A 19,663-nucleotide genomic window follows, 5' to 3' on the forward strand; every position below is an offset into this window, starting at 1 on the left:
AAGAAACATGGCATTTAGAAAAGACTTTTTATGGGGCGGCGCAACAGCTGCCAATCAATGTGAAGGAGGCTACCAAGAAGGCGGACGTGGCTTGGCAAACGTTGACGTGGTACCGATCGGCAAAGATCGTTTTCCAGTCATTACTGGTCAAATGAAAATGTTCGATTTTGATGACGAACATTTCTACCCAGCAAAAGAAGCGATCGATATGTATCATCGCTACAAAGAAGACATCGCGCTATTTGGCGAAATGGGCTTTAAAACCTACCGTTTGTCGATCGCTTGGAGTCGGATTTTCCCTAAAGGTGATGAAACAGAACCAAATGAAGACGGCTTGAAGTTCTATGAAGATCTTTTCAAAGAATGCCACAAATATGGGATCGAACCATTAGTAACGATCACTCACTTTGATTGCCCAATGCATTTAGTTGAAAAATACGGAGCATGGCGTTCTCGTGAATTAGTCGGATTCTATGAAAACTTGTGTAACGTGATTTTCAACCGCTACAAAGGATTAGTAAAATACTGGTTGACCTTCAACGAAATCAACATGATTCTACATGCGCCATTTATGGGAGCGGGACTTTATTTTGAAGAAGGCGATAACGTTGAGCAAGTGAAATATCAAGCGGCTCACCACGAGTTGTTGGCATCCGCAATCGCAACGAAAATCGCTCACGAAGTTGATCCTGAAAACAAAGTAGGTTGTATGCTGGCTGCTGGCGCGTACTATCCATATACAAGCAAACCAGAAGATGTCTGGGAATCACGCAAAGCAGATCGCGAAAACTATTTCTTTATTGATGTTCAAGCACGTGGGGAATATCCACAATATGCGCTGAAAGAAATGGAACGCAATGGGATCGAAATCAAAATGGAAGAAGGCGACCTTGAGCTGTTGAAAGCTCACACCGTAGACTTTATTTCTTTCTCTTACTATTCTTCACGCGTATCAACAACGGACGCTGAATTGTTAGAACAAACGGCTGGCAATATTTTTGCCTCTGTGAAAAACCCATACTTGGAAGCAAGTGAGTGGGGTTGGCAAATTGATCCACTTGGTTTGCGGATTACAATGAATGACATTTATGACCGTTACCAAAAACCATTGTTTATCGTTGAAAATGGTCTAGGCGCTGTGGATACACCAGATGCAGATGGCTATGTGGAAGATGATTACCGCATCCAATATTTGGCAGAGCATATCCAAGCAATGAAAGATGCGGTTGAACAAGATGGTGTCGACTTATTGGGTTACACGACTTGGGGTTGTATCGATTTAGTTTCAGCTGGAACAGGTGAAATGAAAAAACGCTATGGTTTCATTTATGTGGACCGTGACAATGAAGGAAACGGCACCTTGAAACGAACCAAGAAAAAATCATTTGATTGGTACAAACAAGTGATTGCTTCAAATGGTGAAGATTTATCGAATAACTAATCAAAAGAAGCTGCAGTTGATCCCGTTGAGAAATCAAATGGGATCCACTGCAGTTTTTTTAAAGTCTTTTTGAAATCTTTGTAACGAATGGTTTCTTTAAGAAGAAATAGACATTCAGATATTTTGACAAGCGCCAATGTGATTGTTGTATAATGTTTATGTTGCAGCAATCACAAAAAGGTGACCTTAAGGATGACATGTTTTGTCCTCAAAATCGCCTTTCTCTGTTTTTTAAAGAACTTTTTCAATTTCTGGAATCATTTTTTGAGGATTTGTCTGGGGAGCAAAACGCTCAACGACTTTACCTTGGCGATCCACCAAGAATTTCGTGAAATTCCATTTAATGGCTTTTCCTAGCGTGCCAGGTGCTTCTTCTTCCAAATAGCGAAACAAGGGATCCGCGTCTTTTCCATTGATCACTGTTAACTTGTGCATCGGAAAGTCGACACCATAGGTGGTTCGGCAAGCGGCTGCGGCTTCTTCGGCTGACCCGACTTCTTGTTTGAACTGATCAGAAGGAAACCCTAAAACGACCAATCCTTGGTCTTTATAAGTTTCATAAAGACCTTGTAGTTCTTTGAACTGCGGGCTCAAACCACACTTCGTAGCTGTATTGACGATCACTAGCGGTTGACCTTCGTATTTTGCTAGCGAATAAGTTTCGCCATTTTCCAATGTTGCTTGATAGTCATAGATTGACATAGCAAACGCTCCTTTTAATGTAAATCGTAGTCGATAGCTTCTGAGACAAGTATAGAGCAAAGTCTTCAAAAAAACCAAGCAAACTTCTTGGCGCATTTTATTTTTTATGGAAAACAAAAAAGTCCAGCAGTCACCGAGACCGCTGGACTTTAATTATGCTTCTGGCAATACTTCGGGTTCTGTTTCTTGTGGATGAACGACAGATTTAGTTTTCCATACACCGGAGTGCCAACGATAAATCATTAAGACGCTGCGCAATGCTTCGTCAATGGCATAAGCGATCCAAACGCCGATCAAGCCGAATTTAAAGACGATCGCCAGTGAATAGGAAAACGGTAAGCTGATGACCCATAGAACAACTAGACTACAGATCAATGGGAACTTCACATCGCCACTTGCATTTAAGGAACCCACAAGGATCATATTGACTGCACGCGCCGTTTCTAAAACGATCTCTACCAAAAAGACACCTTTGGCAATCTCGATCACTTCCGCGTTGGTGGTAAAGATTCCCATGATTGGCTCAATAAACAAGTAAGTCAATAAACAGATCGTTACCGAGGCAATGATCCCGATCACCATCGTGCGCATGCCTCGCTGATGCGCGCGATCGTATTCTCCAGCACCGACATTGCGGCCAATCATGATTTGATTCCCTTGACTCAATGCGGAGGCAATCAAATAAACAAATTGGGTGATAGCTGTTACGTAAGATTTTGCAATCAAGACGCTGGCACCAAGTTGAGCCACGATCATCGTCACTACGACTTGCGCTCCTTGATAGGAAAGAGACTCGCCAGAAGAAGGCAATCCGTAAGTCAAAATGTTTTTCATCACACCCCAAGAGACATTCGAGAAACGGGCAGATAAAACAGAAAAATTCACATGCTTCTTCAGCAACATTGCGGCAATTATTAAACCAATCGAATTACCAAAGACGCTAGAAAATGCCAATCCGGTCACACCAAAATTCGGTAAACCAAAGGGGCTATATAAGACAAAGTAATTCCCAATGACGGCTAGGATACTAGCAAACATCGGCACCAATAACGCAGGTTTTGTGAAACTGTGGCTACGCATGACAGCAATTATGACCGCCGTGATCGATGAAAGGAACAGACTTCCCCCATACACTTGTAAGTATCCATGACCTAAAGCAACTAATTCAGCATCCAATCCCATGAAACGAAGGAGATAGGTTGAGCCGAAAAGGAACATTAAGCTGATCAAAATCCCGATGAACAATGAGCCAAAAAGAGCGGTATTGATGACTTTCGGTATCTGGTCGCGTTTTTTCGCACCAATCAATTGTGCGATAATGATCTGAGTACCCACGGTGATGAAACCGTAAATAAAGACCGTTAAATTCAATAGTTGATTGGCAGCACTGACGGCCGCTACTGCTGGCTCGGAGTAATGAGAAATCATCCAAACGTTGACATTCCCAATAACGACCCGCAAAAATAGCTCAACAAAAATCGGCCAGCTGAGGAAAAGCAGTTCACGGTCTGATTTTCCTAAAAGTTTTTTCTTATTCAATTGTAAGGACTCCTTATTTTCTATATAATAGACGTATCGTGAAAATTTTACAAAAATTGAAAAGAAAGTCAATGTAATTTTCAAAAGTAAAAGCAGGAATATCTTATTATTTTTTGTAAGCAGATGAGTTGAAAGAATTTGCTTTTGAAAGTAAAGTATGGGTAGTCCAAATTGGAGGGAAATATATGTATGATGTAATTATCATCGGCGCAGGCCCTGCGGGGATGACAGCAGCGCTTTATGCGTCAAGATCGAATTTATCAGTACTAATGATTGAACGAGGCGCACCTGGCGGTCAAATGAACAATACGGCTGAAGTTGAAAACTACCCAGGATACGAATCAATCTTAGGCCCTGAATTAGCATTTAAAATGTATGAAGGTGCCATTAAATTTGGTGTTGAAAATGCCTATGGGATCGTTCAGAGCATCACGGATCAAGGTGAATTCAAAGAAGTTGCCACCGAAGACAAAACCTATCAAGGGAAAACAATCATCATTGCCACAGGATGCGTACATAGAAAGTTAGGCGTCAAAGGCGAAGAAGAATTCGCGGGACGCGGTGTTTCATACTGTGCGGTTTGTGACGGTGCCTTTTTCCGTAACAAACGCTTGATTGTTGTTGGCGGAGGCGACTCGGCAGTCGAAGAAGCTATCTACTTAACACAATTTGCTTCCGAAGTAACGATCGTTCACCGTCGTGACGAATTACGAGCACAAAAAATCATTCAAGATCGCGCATTTGCCAACGAGAAAATCTCTTTTATTTGGGATTCTGTTGTTGAAGAAATCAAAGGCAATGAGATGGTCGTGACTGGCGTGCAAATCAGAAACGTAAAAACGGATGAAGTGACAGAAGAAGCTGCTGGCGGTGTCTTTATCTATGTTGGTTTAGATCCGTTGACAGAACCATTCAAAGCCAGCGGTATCACGAATGATGCTGGCTGGATTTTAACCAATGAGCAGATGGAAACTTCAATTCCTGGTGTTTACGCGGTTGGCGATGTTCGTGAAAAAGGCTTGCGTCAAATCACGACGGCAGTCGGCGATGGCAGTATTGCTGGTCAACAAGTGTTTGATTTTATTGAAACACAAAAGGATGCTCAATTAACGAAATAGTTTAATGGAATCAGCTGTTATTTTTAAAGTGTCAATCACTTTTGATAGCAGCTGTTTTTATTTTTCGTTTGGTTATTCTTTGAGAAATCTGTAAGTAGTGTTATACTAATTTTAGAGCATTTTAACGGAAAAAGGAGAGGTTATTTTATGGCATGGGAACAAACATTTAATCAATGGAAAAACAGTGAACACTTAGATCCACAATTAAAAGAACAATTGACCGCATTAGAAGCAGATCCTGCGATGTTAGAAGACGCTTTTTATATGCCTTTGGAATTTGGAACTGCCGGTATGCGAGGAATTTTAGGACCTGGTATCAATCGGATGAATATTTATACGATTCGTCAAGCAACCGAAGGATTGGCTCGCTTTATGGATACACAAGATCCTGAAACAAGACGTCGTGGCGTAGCGATCGCCTATGATTCCCGTCATTTTTCACCAGAGTTCGCGATGGAAGCGGCAAAAACATTGGCAAAACACGATATTCCAGCCTTCGTCTTTGAAAGCTTACGTCCGACGCCAGAATTATCTTTTGCTGTGCGTTACTTAAAAACCTTTACTGGAATCATGATCACAGCTTCTCACAATCCAGCCGAATACAATGGCTACAAAGTATATGGGGAAGATGGTGGACAAATGCCACCAGCAGATGCGGATGCATTGACAAAATTCGTTCGGGAAATTGAAAATCCGTTAGAGATCCCTGTTTTAAGTGAAGAAGAAGCCAAAAACAGCGGCTTGATCTCTATTATTGGCGAAGAAATCGATACTGCCTATCTGAAAGAGATCAAAGAAGTCACGATCGATCAAGAATTGATCGATACGGTGGGCAAAGATTTGAAACTTGTCTATACACCACTTCACGGAACAGGGCGGATGCTTGGGGAGAAAGCGTTGAAACAAGCTGGTTTCCAACAATTCATTATTGAACCTTCTCAAGCGGTTGCTGATCCAAATTTCAGTACAGTAAAATCACCGAATCCAGAAGAGCACTCTGCCTTTGAATATGCGATTGCTTTAGGAGAAAAAGAAGGTGCTGACCTGTTGATCGCAACAGATCCAGATGCCGATCGCTTAGGAGCTGCAGTAAGAATGCCAGATGGCAACTACCAAGTGTTGACAGGTAATCAGTTAGGCGCATTGATGATCCGTTACATTTTAGAAGCCCATAAAACAGCTGGGACATTGCCAGAAAATGCAGCAGTCTTAAAATCGATCGTTTCTAGTGAATTGCCAACAGCGATCGCTAAATCCTACGATGTGGATATGATCAATGTATTGACCGGCTTTAAATTTATTGCCGAAAAAATCCAACAATTTGAAAAAGACCATTCTCAAACCTTTATGTTTGGCTTTGAAGAAAGCTATGGCTACTTAGTAAAACCATTCGTACGGGACAAGGACGCGATCCAAGCGCTCGTTTTATTAGCAGAAGTGGCTGCTTTTTACAAACAATCAAACAAAACATTGTATGACGGTCTGCAAGATATTTTTGAAGAGTACGGTTATTATGCAGAAAAAACGATTTCTGTAACGATGAGCGGCATGGAAGGGGCAACTAAGATTGCTGCCTTGATGAAGACTTTCCGTGAAAAAGCACCTTCTGTCTTCGCAGGAACCCCTGTCGTACAAACAGAAGACTTTAAACTTTTGACTCGTGTGGGCTTAGATGGTCACCAACAAAAAATGACCACACCGCCTTCTGATGTTTTGAAATACACCTTGGAAGATGAAAGCTGGATTGCGGTTCGTCCTTCTGGGACCGAACCGAAAATCAAGTTTTATATTGGTGTAAAAGGCGAAACGGCAGAAGCAGCAGAACAAAAAATTGCTGATCTGCAAGCAGCGATTGAAGAAATCACAGGTGAATAAAGTCATCTGCTGCCTTCATAATCAAAAAATTGCAATTTGACTGAATGATCCGAGTGGTAGAAAAAGAAGCATTTGTTTCCCTCAACGAACAGTTGTTGAGGGACCTAAGCTTCTAAAGGGAATTTTCTGACACTTGGATCTATTCTTGTCTTTTATTTAATTACTTCTCCTTGTTTGGCGGCCGCTGATTGACAAGCCGTCTATCAAGGGCTAAAATGCAAAAGGAAATAAGAGAGGATGTGGCGCGATGACTCCGCCTAAATTAGAGGAAATTCAGCAAGTAACGCAGATTTTTAAGATGCTTAGTGATCCGACCAGATTAAAAATTTTGTTGTCCCTTCAAGAGGGTGAACGCAATGTCACTTCAATCGCGGAACAAGTACATATGGAACAATCAGCAGTCTCTCATCAGTTGAAACTATTGAAAGATAATCGGATCGTAAAGTCGGAAAGACAAGGAAAAACCATCCTTTATAGTCTTGATGACAAACATGTTGTGGATATTTTGCAAAAAACATTCGAACATATCCATCACCGTTAAAACTAGGGCGAGAATTTCTCAAAAGTCCTAGTTTTTTCTTATTGTTTTTGGTATGCTAGTGGAAATATTAAAATTAGATGAACGGTTTTTAATAACGTTTTCAGTTAGGGGGCATTATGGGTAAGCAATTGAACATTGGATTATTAGGAATGGGTGTTGTTGGCAGCGGGGTATGCCAAGTGTTGGCAGAGCAAAAAGAAGCCATTCTGGCACGCACAGGAGTCAGTGTGCAAATCACGAAAGCATTAGCTTCGCCTTATGAGGATAAGTCTGCGTTAGCAGCTAAGTATGGGTTTGCTTTGACGAATGAGGCAAATGAGTTGTTTGAAGATGAGACCATCGACGTAATTGTGGAATTGATCGGGAAGATCGATCCGGCAAAAGCGTTTATTTCAGCTGCTTTAGAAAATAAAAAGCATGTTGTGACGGCAAATAAAGATTTGATTGCCACCCATGGACCTGAACTGCTGGCAATTGCTGAAAAAGCCGGTGTTTCTCTTTATTATGAAGCCAGTGTGGGGGGAGGAATTCCGATTTTGCGCACATTGAGCACCCACTATCTACCTGATACCATCACAGGAATTTTTGGTATCGTCAATGGGACGACCAATTACATGTTGACGAAAATGACGGAAGATGGCCTGACCTATGAAGATGCGTTGTCGCAAGCTCAAGCAAAAGGCTTTGCCGAATCAGATCCTACCAATGATGTTGACGGTATCGATGCGGCTTATAAAATGGTGATCCTGACCAAATTTGCTTTTGGGAAAACAATCGACGTTGCTGATGTTGCAACAAAAGGTATTCGCGGATTAGCTGTAGAAGATATTAAGCAGGCACAAGCTTTTGGCTATGAAGTGAAATTGATTGGCGCAGCTCAAAAGACTGATGACGGTTCCCTTACTGTATCGGTTGGACCGGTGTTAGTACCAAAAAACCACGCCTTGGCGACGATCCAAAATGAGTTCAATGGTATTTTTATCGAGAGCGAAGGAATTGATCAGTCGATGGTTTATGGACCAGGGGCTGGATCGCGGCCGACAGCCACTAGTGTGGTTGCCGATTTGACGGTATTGGCTAAAAACAAAACATTCGGGATCGTTGAACCTTTTTTAACCTTTGAAAAAGAAACAGCATTGGCTTCGGTACAAGAAGTTCCTGTGCAACACTATGTTTCCTTTTCAAGTAAAGACCTTAATGCAGCTTCTTTCCCAGAATGGTTTGAATCAAAGCACACAGCATTTGATGAAGCAAGCCAACGAATAGCTGGAATCACGAAGCCAATCAGTGAAAAGGAACTAACAGTAGCACTCAAGGCATACGCGAATACGCAAAACGTGCAAATAATGAAAGTGATGGAGGAATAAACATGTATCAAGGATTATTGCATCAATACAAAGAATATCTCCCAGTTAATGAAAATACCCCAGCATTGTCGCTGGCTGAAGGAAATACACCTCTGATTCCATTACCAAGTCTTTCAAATGAATTAGGGATCCAATTGTATGGAAAATACGAAGGCCTGAATCCGACAGGCTCATTTAAAGACCGCGGCATGGTGATGGCGGTGGCAAAAGCGGTGGAAGAAGGCGCGAAAGCGATCGTTTGTGCCTCGACAGGAAATACTAGTGCAGCCGCAGCCGCTTATGCGACCAGAGCAGGAATCAAAGCTTATGTCGTCATTCCAGAGGGCAAGATCGCTATGGGGAAACTGGCGCAAGCGATCGTTTATGGAGCGGACATCATTTCGATTCCAGGAAACTTTGATGAAGCGTTAAAAGCAGTCCGGGATATTGCGAAAACAGAAGCTGTGGCATTAGTGAACTCTGTCAATCCTTATCGTTTAGAAGGACAAAAAACAGCTGCCTTTGAAGTATGCGAACAGCTAGGACAGGCGCCTGATGTTCTTGCAATTCCAGTTGGTAATGCTGGGAATATCTCGGCTTATTGGAAAGGATTCAAAGAATGGCATGAGAAAAAAGGCACCACGTTGCCAAGAATGCATGGGTTTGAGGCAGAAGGTGCGGCTGCCATCGTTCGTGGGGAAGTCATTGAACAGCCGGAAACCATCGCTACAGCGATTCGTATCGGCAATCCAGCCAGCTGGCAGTTGGCAGAAGCCGCTCGTGATGAATCAAAAGGATACATCGATGCAGTAACCGATGAGGAAATTTTGAATGCGTATCGTAAAATTGCTGCGCAAGATGGTGTGTTTATTGAACCAGGCTCTGCTGCCTCGCTTGCTGGTGTCATCCAGCACGTGAAAGCAGGAAAAATCAAATCAGGTGAAACTGTCGTTGCTGTCTTTACTGGAAACGGGCTGAAAGATCCTGATACAGCAATTAAAGCAACGGAAGTAACCATCAATAAAATGAGTGATTTAGAAGAAATGCGTCAGCATCTTCGTGAAGGAGTTGCCAATCTATGAAGATCCGCGTTCCTGCAACCAGTGCGAATTTAGGGCCTGGCTTTGATTCCTGCGGGATTGCCCTGTCAAAGTATTTGTTCATCGAAGTTTTAAAAGAAAACGATACATGGGAAATCATCCATGAGCTAGGCTCAGAGATCCCAAACGATGAAACTAACTTACTTTTGCGTGTGGCACTAAAATTAGCACCAGACATGAAACCCCTGAAGATCCGTATGAGTTCGGATATTCCTTTGGCACGAGGCTTAGGCAGTAGTTCCTCGGTGATCGTCGCTGGTATTGAACTAGCCAACCGAATGGCCCACATGAATCTGAGTGCAGCACAAAAGCTTGAGATCGCAACTGCCATTGAAGGGCATCCTGACAATGTTGGACCAGCGATCTATGGAGATTTTGCAGTTGCTGCTTATGACCATCAGCACAAGCATACGTATTTAGTAAAGCATCATTTTCCAGAGTGCGAGATCATTGCCTATATTCCTCATGAAGAACTTTTGACTGAAGAAAGTCGTCAAGTCTTGCCGCAAACACTTTCTCACGAGCAAGCAGTTGAGGCCAGTGCGATCGCCAACGTGATGATCGCAGCGGTCATCAATGGCAATCTGCCTCTTGCAGGGAAATTGATGCAGCAGGATCGCTTTCATGAAGCCTATCGGGAAAAGCTTGTGCCACACTTGTCGACCATTCGCCAGATTTGCGAAGAAGAAGGCGGCTATGGCTGTTTCTTAAGCGGCGCTGGACCAACGGTCTTAGCGATCGTCCCAGAGGAACGGGCAGAACGAATCTCAAAACTTTTACATGCCTTGGAGAGCAATGCGTATATCGAACAATTACAAATCGATCGTGAAGGGCTGCAAGTTTTTTAAAAAACTTTGAAATGATAGATATTCTAAAAAAGATGAGCAGACGGCAGTCTGTTCATCTTTTTTTATTGCGTTATCGTTATCAGTCTTTTGTCTCTGAAGTGTAATAGCTATGGTCTTCTAAGTTTAATGCATTTAAAATCATTGAGGCGGTTTCTTCGATGGAAAGGGAAGCGACATTGATCACGACACAACCTAATTTCTCATAAAGATCATTAGCAAACGTCAGCTCCGCTTTGATTTTTTCAATATCGGAATATGCAGAGTCAGGGTTCAGGCCGTAAGAACGCATCCGTTCTTTGCGGATACTGTTTAACACATTCGGATCGTTTGTTAACCCGACGATTTTTTTCGGATCGATTTCCCAGAGCTGTTTCGGGATGTGGGCTTGTGGAACCAAAGGCAAATTAGCGACTTTTAAGTTTTTGTTCGCTAAAAATAGACTCAACGGTGTTTTTGAGGTTCGAGAAACCCCTAGTAACACGACATCTGCTTCCAAGAAGCCACGAGGGTCTTTTCCGTCATCGTACATGACCGCAAATTCCATGGCTTTGATGCGTTTGAAATAATTTTCGTTCAGGTGGTGCAAAGCCCCTGGCTCTCGTGAAGGTGCTACTCCAGTGCGGCGTGCCACTTCACTGACAGGCGGTGTTAATACGTCGAAATGATAGAGATCCGCTTCTTCACAAAAATGATTCGTCAAATCCACGAGTTCTTCTTTGATCAAAGTGTGAAGAATAATGGCATTGTGTTTCTTAGCATCTGATAATGCTTTGATCAAGTGCTCTTTCGTGTGGATAAATGTGCGTCTAAAAAGGTTAAATTCGACGCTGGGGTACTGTGCCATTGTCGCTTGGGCAAGCTTCGATGCTGTTTCACCGGCAGAGTCCGACAAAACGAACATCGTCACTGCAGCACTGGTTTGCAATTTTTCTTGCAAGTCTAGTTGTTCTGGTTCATTTGGCTTCATAAGAAAAATCCTCTCTTGCTTTTTTATTGATTTCATTATACCATACTTAAGATTGATAGAATCGGAATGATTTTGATTTATCAGGAGGGTCTACGATGAAAAATCAAACGCTCATAGAGCATGCCATGACAACGTTGAAAGAAAATGGCTTTAAAAATACGAAAAAAAGAGAAGCGATCATTACCTATTTAGTGAAACGCAATCGCTATTTACCGGCAAAAGAAATTCACGAATACATGTCGGAAAAGTACCCTGGCTTGAGTTATGATACGATCTACCGGAATTTGCACGATTTTTCTGAGATCGGTATTTTAGAAGAAACAGAACTGAACGGTGAGATGAAGTTTCGCTATAACTGTTGTGCAGAATTAGAAGACCATCATCACCATCACTTTATTTGCACGGTTTGTGGCAAAACAAAAGAACTGCATATTTGCCCAATGGACTTCTTTCAAGAACAGCTTCCCGGTTGTTTGATCGAGGGTCATCGCTTCGAGATTTTGGGTCGTTGTGAAGAATGTCAATGAAAACCCAAACAAACTTGACAGTATCGAAGACTTTTTTAACAGAATGCCTTGACACTTTTTCAGGGGTTAGCTATAATTTTTAAAGGACAGTCGTGTTTTTTGGGATTTTATTTCAATAACAACTACGGTTACTTTTTAAGCTCGGAGGGAGGGAATTTACATGTCAAAAACAGTCGTTCGCAAAAACGAATCACTTGACGATGCTCTTCGTCGCTTCAAACGTTCCGTGTCAAAAGCGGGTACTTTACAGGAATCTCGTAAACGTGAATTTTACGAAAAACCTAGCGTAAAGCGTAAGAAAAAATCTGAAGCAGCTAGAAAACGCAAAAAATTCTAATTTTCTACTGTTTTGAGAATTGGAGCTGGTAGTGTGACACTACTAAGTACACTGAATGATGACATGAAGACAGCGATGAAAGCCAAAGACAAGGAAACCTTGCAGGTGATCCGCATGTTGAAAGCATCAATTCAAAATGAGCAGATCAAAAAAGGTTCTGACTTGAATGAAGAAGAAGAGTTGACCGTTTTATCTCGTGAGATGAAGCAACGTCGGGACTCTTTACATGAGTTTGAGAAAGCTGACCGAAATGATCTAGCTGAGAAAGTCAAAGTTGAAATTGCAGTTGTTGAAAAATATTTGCCAGCACAACTTGATGAAGCGGAAATCCGCCAAATCGTTGCTGGAGCGATTGAAAAGACTGGTGCTTCTTCTTCCAAAGAATTTGGAAAAGTGATGGGTGCTGTAATGCCGCAAGTCAAAGGCAAAGCAGACGGCAATCAAGTCAATGCGATCGTTAAAGAATTATTGGATCAAATGTAAGCTCACGCCGCGAGTATGGATGACATGCTCGCGGCTTTTTTTCTGATTTCAAAAACTTAAAAAAAGCATAAGGACAAAAAGGAAACTACCCTTGGACTTTATAAGTAATTTTTCTTTTTTGCATCTTATGTTATTATTAATAAGAACGCCAAAAAAGGAGCTGTAACATATTTGACAGACAAAACTATGACGATCGAGATAACACTTAGTGAGAACGATGACGTTCGTTTACTCTTAGGTGCTCACGATAAGAACATTAAAATCATTGAAGACTCGACGGGGACGGTCATTCACACTCGTGGGGAGCTGATCCAAATCGTCGGCGAAGCGGAAGCTACAGAAAAAGCACAATCCGTGATCCGAGCGTTGCAAGAGTTGATCAAACGAGGCATCAATATCAGTACTCCTGATGTGATCACAGCTTTGAACATGGTAAACAAAGGCAGTCTTGATTATTTCAAAGATATGTATGAAGAAGAAATCATCAAGGACCGTAATGGGAAACCGATTCGGGCAAAAAATGCCGGTCAAAAGAAATATATCGAAGCTGTCCGTAAACATGATGTGGTCTTTGGGGTCGGACCAGCCGGAACCGGAAAAACCTTTCTGGCCGTCGTAATGGCGATCGCTGCTTTAAAGAAAGGTCAAGTGCAAAAGATTATTTTGACACGGCCCGCGGTTGAAGCAGGAGAGAACCTTGGCTTTCTGCCAGGCGATTTGAAAGAAAAAGTCGATCCTTACTTACGCCCCGTTTATGATGCGTTGTATCAAATTTTTGGGATGGATCATACGAACCGTCTGATGGAACGAGGCGTCATTGAGATCGCACCATTGGCATATATGCGTGGACGTACGCTAGAAGATGCCTTTGTCATTTTAGATGAAGCGCAAAATACGACGATCGCTCAAATGAAAATGTTTCTGACGCGTTTAGGATTCAACTCCAAAATGATCGTCAATGGCGATACGAGTCAGATCGACTTGCCAAAAGGGACTTTAAGCGGTTTGATCCATGCGGAGCGAACGTTGCAGGAGATCCCTAAAATTGCTTTTGCTAATTTTGAAGCAGGAGATGTGGTGCGGCACCCAGTTGTGGCCGATATCATTCGAGCTTATGAAGAAGCAGATCTTAAAGACAAGCGCTGATCGTCTTTCAGGAGGAGAACTATGATCATTCAACCACTACGGAAACTTAGAGAAAGACTCGGGAAGTTTTATTTACCAGTTTTGATGTTTCTCTTCTTTCTTTTTTCGATTGGTATCATGTACACCAGTGTCAAACAGAATAATGTCGATTATAGTGAAGGCCAGGTGGCGGAAGAAAACATTCGTGCCAATAAAACGATCGAAAACACTACTGCAACGGAACAAAAACGCAAATTGGCAGCAGAAGCGGTTCCGCCAGAGTACACCTATCAGGATACTCTAGCGCAGACACAGCACGATCGCATCGACCACCTTTTTGACTTAGTTGATTCAGTCAAAAAATCAACGGATGAGACACATGCAAAAGAAGTTGCTGAGGCGGATGAGGATGAAAATATCCCTAAACCGAGTACGGATGAATACATTGCAGCCTTAAAAAAAGAGTTTGAAAAAATGAGTGATGATGAACTCGATTTCTATCAGTCATTGACGAATAATTTTTTGTCGACATTGTTTTCATTAAGTACCGATGAATTGAATACGGTACGAACCTATGCGTTGCAGCTAGTAGACGAGCAAATGGCCAAACAGATCCGTCAAACAGAACTCAGTACTTTCCGCTCAGAGGCGGAAGACAAGATCCAATTTCTAGATGTTACTTCGGATATGGCGTCCGTTTTACGCTTCATTGTCAATCAAGGAATCGTCGTCAATGATATTCCCAATGAAAAGCGGACGGAAGAAGCGAGACAAACCGCCATGGATGCTGTTCCACCGGTAATGATCTATCAAGGGGAGATCATTGTTCGTGAAGGATCACAGATCGATGCCAACGCATTGGAAAAGCTGCAGCTTTTAGGAATGACCAATCAGACCTTCTCAGTTTTTCCATTAATCGCCTTAGTTTTAGCGACCTGCTTACAAATGCTTATGCTGTTTTATTATACAAGACAGACAAAAGATGTTGAAAAGCGAATGAACGCCGTCACTTTTTATATTTTGGCGATGGCATTCAGTATCTTGATCATGAAATTTTTCCAACTGTTCCAATCAGAATTAGTGACCTTTATTCCGCTCTTTTTCCCAGCAGCCTTTACACCGCTGATTCTAAGCATTTTCTCCAGCAGACGTTTAGGGATATTAGCCGCGATTTTCCAAGTGGTCAGTGCACTCTTCATTTACTTTGATTCCAGTGGGACCAACTTGTTGACGACTGTTTTAGTGACCTACCTTTTCTCTGGTTTAATGGGGACGATGATCAAACGAGCACGTATTGCCAGTCAAGGGAAAATCGCAGTCATGTGGGTGATCGTTTTCCCATTACTCTTAAGCATCATGCTGGTCATTTTCCAAGGAATGGATTTGGCCCGCGGCAACACATGGACAACGCTCGTCTGCGGATTGGCCGGCTCGCTTCTTAGCTATTTGCTGACGATGGGGCTGCATCCATATATCGAATTATTGGTAACGGATGAAAGTATGATCGTGTTGAATGAATTGAGTAACCCGAACCACCCGTTATTGAAGCAGTTGCTGGAAGAAGCACCAGGGACCTATCATCACAGTATGATGGTTGCTAATCTTAGCGCCAATGCTGTCGCCGAGATCGGTGGGCAAAGCTTACTGACCCGCGTGGCTTGTTATTACCATGATATTGGCAAAGTCAAACATGCCAATTTCTTCGTAGAAAATTTACCTGCTGGTGCCGAAAACCCGCATAATTTTTTGCTGCCGGAAGACAGCAAACAAATCATCTTCGGACACGTGATCGACGGAGCGGAAATTCTCGAAGAAGCCAAAATGCCGCGGATGGTGATCGATATTTGCCGTCAACACCATGGCACAACTCTGATGCGTTATTTCTATGTAAAAGCTCAAGAGCGTAATCCCGAGGTGACGGAAGAAGATTTCCGTTATCCTGGGCCAAAACCGCAGACACGAGAAGCGGGTGTCGTGAGTATCGCTGACAGTTGTGAAGCAGCTGTTCGAGCGATGGAAAATCCGACCAATCAAAAAATTCAAGAATTTGTTGCGAATCTCATCAATGATCGGATCTTAGACGGTCAATTAGATGAAACGGGACTAACGTTGAAAGAAATCCGGATGATTGAAAAATCACTGGTCAACGGACTATGCAGTACCTTCCATTCACGGATCAAATACCCAAAAATGAAATCGGAAGCAGAGAAAATGAAAGAAGAACAAGAAAGAAGAGAGCGCTAATGGAGATTACCTTTTTAGATGAGACAAATTCAGTGGGGGAAACGAAGATCAAAGAGATCGAAGGACTTCTGCAATTTGCTGCAGGACATTTAGACCTTCCAGCGGATACGGAAATGTCCGTCACGTTTATGGACAATGCAGCCATCCAAGAAATCAATCGGGAGTATCGCGGCAAAGATATGCCGACAGATGTCATCAGTTTTGCCTTCGAAGAAGAAACGGCGGAGGAGATGCCGATTATTTTTGACGAAGCCCTTGAAGAGATGCCTCGTGATCTAGGAGACATTATGATCTCCATTGAACGGGCAAAGGAACAAGCTGCTGAATATGGGCATACTTATGATCGGGAACTTGGTTTCTTGGCGTTGCATGGTTTTTTGCATATCAACGGCTATGATCATATGACACCAGAAGATGAAAAGGAAATGTTTGGATTGCAAAAGGAAATACTGGATGCCTATGGACTCAAAAGATAAGAATATTGGGAAAAATAAACAGTTTATCTCGTCAATCGAATTTGCTTTCACCGGTATAAAAACCGTCTTTAAAGAGGAACGTAATATGCGTAAACATGTTGGGTTAGGAATCGTTGCGATCATTGCAGGCTTTATTTTCCGTTTGAGTCAAATGGAATGGCTCTGGTTGCTGCTAGCTGTTTTCTTAGTCTGGATCGTTGAGATCATCAACACCGTCTTTGAAAACGTCGTAGATATGTTTACAGATTTCCATTTCCATCCTATCGGAAAAAAAATCAAAGATATGGCAGCTGGTGCCGTGCTGATGACTGCAGTTTTTGCATTAGTCGTCGCCGCGATCATCTTCTTGCCAAAATTGCTGCAGCTCTTCTGATGCGCACCAAAACACAAGATAAAGGGGAACAACAATGACAACACACAAATCAGGCTTCGTTGCGATCGTCGGGCGGCCAAATGTTGGGAAATCAACACTACTAAATCGAGTCGTAGGACAAAAAATCGCGATCATGAGTGACAAAGCGCAAACGACCCGTAACAAAATCCAAGGGGTCTACACGACGGATGACGCACAGCTGATCTTTATCGATACACCAGGGATCCACAAACCCAAACACCGTTTAGGCGATTTTATGGTGGAAACCGCCTATAGTGCACTGCGAGAAGTTGACGTGACGCTATTTATGATCAGTGCCGATCAAAAGCGCGGCAAGGGTGATGATTTTATCATCGAACGGTTGCGTCAAAGCCAGACGCCAGTTTTCCTGGTGATCAATAAAATTGATAAAGTCCATCCGGATGCTTTATTGGCAATCATTGAAGATTACTCCTCACAAATGGACTTTGCTGAGATCGTACCGATTTCTGCAACGGAAGGCAATAATTTCGAAACGCTAATGAAACTATTGGTCGATGAAATGCCTGAAGGTCCTCAGTATTTCCCAGAAGATCAAATCACTGATCATCCGGAATACTTTATCGTTTCCGAGTTGGTACGGGAAAAAGTCTTGCTGCTGACCAGAGATGAAGTGCCTCACTCGGTAGCGGTCGTCGTTGACTCCATGAAACGAGATCATAATGACAAGGTGCATATTCAAGCGACGATCATTGTCGAACGTGACAGCCAAAAAGGCATTATCATCGGTAAAGGCGGTAAAATGCTGAAGCAGATCGGGACGAAAGCCCGTCTAGATATTGAACACTTACTAGATGACAAAGTCTTCTTGGAATTATGGGTGAAAGTTCAAAAAGATTGGCGCGACAAGCAAACCTTCTTAACGGATTACGGCTATCGTAAAGATGAGTATTAAGGAAAGGCAGATCCATCACGGTCTGCTTTAAAGAGGAAAAACTGATGCAGTTAGCGAACTGGATCAGTTTTTTTCAAGAAATGAGGTGCGACGATGAATCTTGTTGAAACAAAAGGAATTTTGCTTTTTTCAAAGGACCATAAAGAAAAAGACAAGCTAGTCAAAATCTTTACGGAATCTGCCGGGAAGCAAATGTTTTATGTCAAGGGTGCTCATCGGAAAAATAACCCCTTGGCACCAGCGTTGCTCTCCTATACTGAAGCCACCTACATGGGAACCATCAAAACGGAAGGCTTGTCCTTTTTAAACAATGCCAAAGACATCCATCCTTTTCGTACGATCCAAAGTGATATTTTTATTGCTGGTTATGCAACCTACTTGTTGAATTTGGCTGATTCTGCTATCGATGATCGGGTCTATGACCCACATCTATACCAATTTTTACATGAGGCATTGCACTTAATGGATCAAGGGAACGACGCAGAGATCATCACCAATATCTTTGAGATCCAGATTTTGCATCGTTTCGGGATCACCCCGAATTGGACCCATTGTGCCATCTGCGGAAAAACCGACGGTCGGTTTGACTATTCCTCAAAATATAGTGGCATTTTATGCGAACAACACTGGGGGATGGACGAACGTCGCTATCATGCGGATTCTCGTGCGATCCATTTTATTCGCTTATTTTCGCAAATATCCTATGAGCAGATTGCTTCGATCAAATTAAAGCCAGAAACGAAAACAGCGATTCGACAAGTGATCGATCTATTGTATGATGAATATGTGGGCATTCATTTAAAAAGTAAGAAGTTTATCGATCAGATGGGGCAATGGCAAGACGTTTTAAAACCGAAAAATCAATGATAGAGTTGGCGAAACTTCAATGGAGTTAGGCCGACTCTTTTTTTGAATAATGCGGTAAAGTGACTTGCATCTTGAAACCCCACGGCGAAGGCGGCTTGTTGAATGGGCAGATCCGGCTGTGCCACCAAAAGCTCTTTGGCACGAGCCATGCGATAGTTTAATAAGTATTGGGCGGTGGATTGTCCTAAAAAACGCTGGAACAACCGAGAGAGATATTGAGGAGAAACATAGACTAAACCAGCCAAGTCTTTGATCGTGATCGCCTGATCATAATTGGTTTCGATTTCTTGTATAACAGGGACCAGATATTGTTGAAACAAGAGGTGTTTTTCGGTTGGATTCCCAGAGCGCTCTTGCATGATCGCCAGCAAAAAACGATAACACTCACTAGAAGCCCGTAACGGATCCCAGCTTATTTTTTGGTCTTCTTTAATGCGTTGTTTGATCCAAGTCATATAGGAAAAAGTTTCAGACTCTTCAACTAAAAGATAAGGTTGACTTGTAAATTGTTTTAATATCTCAGCTGCCAAAGGTCCTTGAAAGGTAGCAAAGGAGGTTTTCCAATCTGACAAGGGATAGTAGCGATGAGGAGTGAAAGGGAAAATCAAGATGCCTTCACTGGGACGTAAAATAAAGGATTCTTGACCAAAGGTGACGCGACCTTCTCCTTGTTCTGTCTGCAGCCAATGAAAGTAAGGGTAGCCATCGAGACGAACAACGTCATCTTGTGGCCAATCGTTTCCGATACTTTCAAGCGACAAAGGCAACTGCTGGTTTGTTTGATAAAAATAAATAGGCATGTTCAACCTCCATGTTTCGA

20 protein-coding genes are annotated in these 19,663 nt (G+C 42.5%); 16 read left to right on the plus strand and 4 right to left on the minus strand.

The genetic code is table 11. The annotated features are described in order from the left end of the window. Positions 1-7: 7 nt before the first annotated feature. On the plus strand, positions 8-1,441 hold the full coding sequence (locus IGI88_RS14565; RefSeq protein WP_429960705.1) for a 6-phospho-beta-glucosidase: 1,434 nt from the start codon (positions 8-10) through the stop codon (positions 1,439-1,441). Positions 1,442-1,672: 231 nt separating this feature from the next. Here IGI88_RS14565 and IGI88_RS14570 read toward each other — a convergent pair whose 3' ends face one another. Beyond that, on the minus strand, positions 1,673-2,143 hold the full coding sequence (locus tag IGI88_RS14570) for a glutathione peroxidase (protein ID WP_005235460.1): 471 nt from the start codon (positions 2,141-2,143) through the stop codon (positions 1,673-1,675). 153 nt (positions 2,144-2,296) lie between these two features. Next, positions 2,297-3,682 (minus strand): MATE family efflux transporter, encoded by a 1,386-nt coding sequence (locus tag IGI88_RS14575; RefSeq protein ID WP_008378420.1) that lies wholly within the window; start codon positions 3,680-3,682, stop codon positions 2,297-2,299. A 185-nt stretch (positions 3,683-3,867) separates the two neighbouring features. Here IGI88_RS14575 and trxB point away from each other — a divergent pair, with 185 nt between their 5' ends. The 6 genes from trxB to thrB all read left to right on the plus strand — a co-directional run bounded on the left by trxB (position 3,868) and on the right by thrB (position 10,510). Continuing rightward, entirely contained in the window at positions 3,868-4,800 is a 933-nt protein-coding gene (trxB, locus tag IGI88_RS14580) for a thioredoxin-disulfide reductase (protein ID WP_008378419.1), read from the plus strand. Between the two features lie 147 nt (positions 4,801-4,947). Then, positions 4,948-6,675: a phospho-sugar mutase gene (locus IGI88_RS14585; RefSeq protein WP_016620427.1), complete on the plus strand. Its 1,728-nt coding sequence runs from the start codon at positions 4,948-4,950 to the stop codon at positions 6,673-6,675. Between the two features lie 247 nt (positions 6,676-6,922). Next, the gene (locus IGI88_RS14590) at positions 6,923-7,216 is read left to right on the plus strand and encodes an ArsR/SmtB family transcription factor (protein ID WP_005235473.1); all 294 of its coding nucleotides are present in this window, start codon (positions 6,923-6,925) and stop codon (positions 7,214-7,216) included. 116 nt (positions 7,217-7,332) lie between these two features. Further along, positions 7,333-8,583 carry a homoserine dehydrogenase gene (locus IGI88_RS14595; protein WP_086316212.1) on the plus strand — a complete coding sequence of 417 codons (1,251 nt, stop codon included), beginning with the start codon at positions 7,333-7,335 and terminating at the stop codon, positions 8,581-8,583. A gap of 2 nt (positions 8,584-8,585) precedes the next feature. Further along, a complete protein-coding gene (gene thrC, locus IGI88_RS14600; protein WP_086316211.1) occupies positions 8,586-9,644 on the plus strand; it encodes a threonine synthase in 1,059 nt (352 codons plus the stop codon). Continuing rightward, on the plus strand, positions 9,641-10,510 hold the full coding sequence (gene thrB / locus IGI88_RS14605) for a homoserine kinase (protein WP_005235477.1): 870 nt from the start codon (positions 9,641-9,643) through the stop codon (positions 10,508-10,510). The genes thrC and thrB overlap by 4 nt, the downstream gene beginning before the upstream one ends. A 79-nt stretch (positions 10,511-10,589) precedes the next feature. Here thrB and IGI88_RS14610 read toward each other — a convergent pair whose 3' ends face one another. Continuing rightward, a complete protein-coding gene (locus tag IGI88_RS14610; RefSeq protein WP_008378409.1) occupies positions 10,590-11,477 on the minus strand; it encodes a pyruvate, water dikinase regulatory protein in 888 nt (295 codons plus the stop codon). A gap of 95 nt (positions 11,478-11,572) precedes the next feature. Here IGI88_RS14610 and IGI88_RS14615 point away from each other — a divergent pair, with 95 nt between their 5' ends. From IGI88_RS14615 to recO, 9 genes are all read left to right on the plus strand, one after another. After that, the gene (locus tag IGI88_RS14615) at positions 11,573-12,004 is read left to right on the plus strand and encodes a Fur family transcriptional regulator (RefSeq protein ID WP_008378408.1); all 432 of its coding nucleotides are present in this window, start codon (positions 11,573-11,575) and stop codon (positions 12,002-12,004) included. 160 nt (positions 12,005-12,164) lie between these two features. Continuing rightward, positions 12,165-12,341, plus strand: a complete 177-nt coding sequence (gene rpsU, locus IGI88_RS14620; protein ID WP_002356740.1) for a 30S ribosomal protein S21 — start codon at positions 12,165-12,167, stop codon at positions 12,339-12,341. Between the two features lie 33 nt (positions 12,342-12,374). Further along, on the plus strand, positions 12,375-12,824 hold the full coding sequence (locus tag IGI88_RS14625) for a GatB/YqeY domain-containing protein (RefSeq protein ID WP_005235483.1): 450 nt from the start codon (positions 12,375-12,377) through the stop codon (positions 12,822-12,824). 186 nt (positions 12,825-13,010) lie between these two features. Beyond that, positions 13,011-13,970, plus strand: coding sequence for a PhoH family protein (locus IGI88_RS14630; protein ID WP_016612213.1), 960 nt, complete (start codon positions 13,011-13,013; stop codon positions 13,968-13,970). 21 nt (positions 13,971-13,991) lie between these two features. Then, positions 13,992-16,193, plus strand: a complete 2,202-nt coding sequence (locus IGI88_RS14635; RefSeq protein WP_016612212.1) for an HD family phosphohydrolase — start codon at positions 13,992-13,994, stop codon at positions 16,191-16,193. Further along, on the plus strand, positions 16,193-16,669 hold the full coding sequence (gene ybeY, locus IGI88_RS14640; protein WP_005235488.1) for an rRNA maturation RNase YbeY: 477 nt from the start codon (positions 16,193-16,195) through the stop codon (positions 16,667-16,669). The genes IGI88_RS14635 and ybeY overlap by 1 nt, the downstream gene beginning before the upstream one ends. Further along, positions 16,653-17,042 (plus strand): diacylglycerol kinase family protein, encoded by a 390-nt coding sequence (locus IGI88_RS14645; protein WP_176273390.1) that lies wholly within the window; start codon positions 16,653-16,655, stop codon positions 17,040-17,042. The genes ybeY and IGI88_RS14645 overlap by 17 nt, the downstream gene beginning before the upstream one ends. Before the next feature lie 34 nt (positions 17,043-17,076). Beyond that, positions 17,077-17,976 carry a GTPase Era gene (gene era, locus IGI88_RS14650; protein WP_008378264.1) on the plus strand — a complete coding sequence of 300 codons (900 nt, stop codon included), beginning with the start codon at positions 17,077-17,079 and terminating at the stop codon, positions 17,974-17,976. A gap of 93 nt (positions 17,977-18,069) precedes the next feature. Then, a complete protein-coding gene (gene recO / locus IGI88_RS14655; RefSeq protein ID WP_086316207.1) occupies positions 18,070-18,843 on the plus strand; it encodes a DNA repair protein RecO in 774 nt (257 codons plus the stop codon). On the opposite strand, the gene IGI88_RS14660 is transcribed toward recO, so the two are convergent. Then, positions 18,837-19,643, minus strand: coding sequence for an AraC family transcriptional regulator (locus tag IGI88_RS14660; RefSeq protein WP_429960706.1), 807 nt, complete (start codon positions 19,641-19,643; stop codon positions 18,837-18,839). The two genes, recO and IGI88_RS14660, sit on opposite strands and share 7 nt — an antisense overlap. Positions 19,644-19,663 lie beyond the last annotated feature (20 nt).

This window comes from Enterococcus sp. AZ179 (assembly GCF_050498885.1).
Lineage (GTDB): Bacteria > Bacillota > Bacilli > Lactobacillales > Enterococcaceae > Enterococcus_D > Enterococcus_D entomosocium.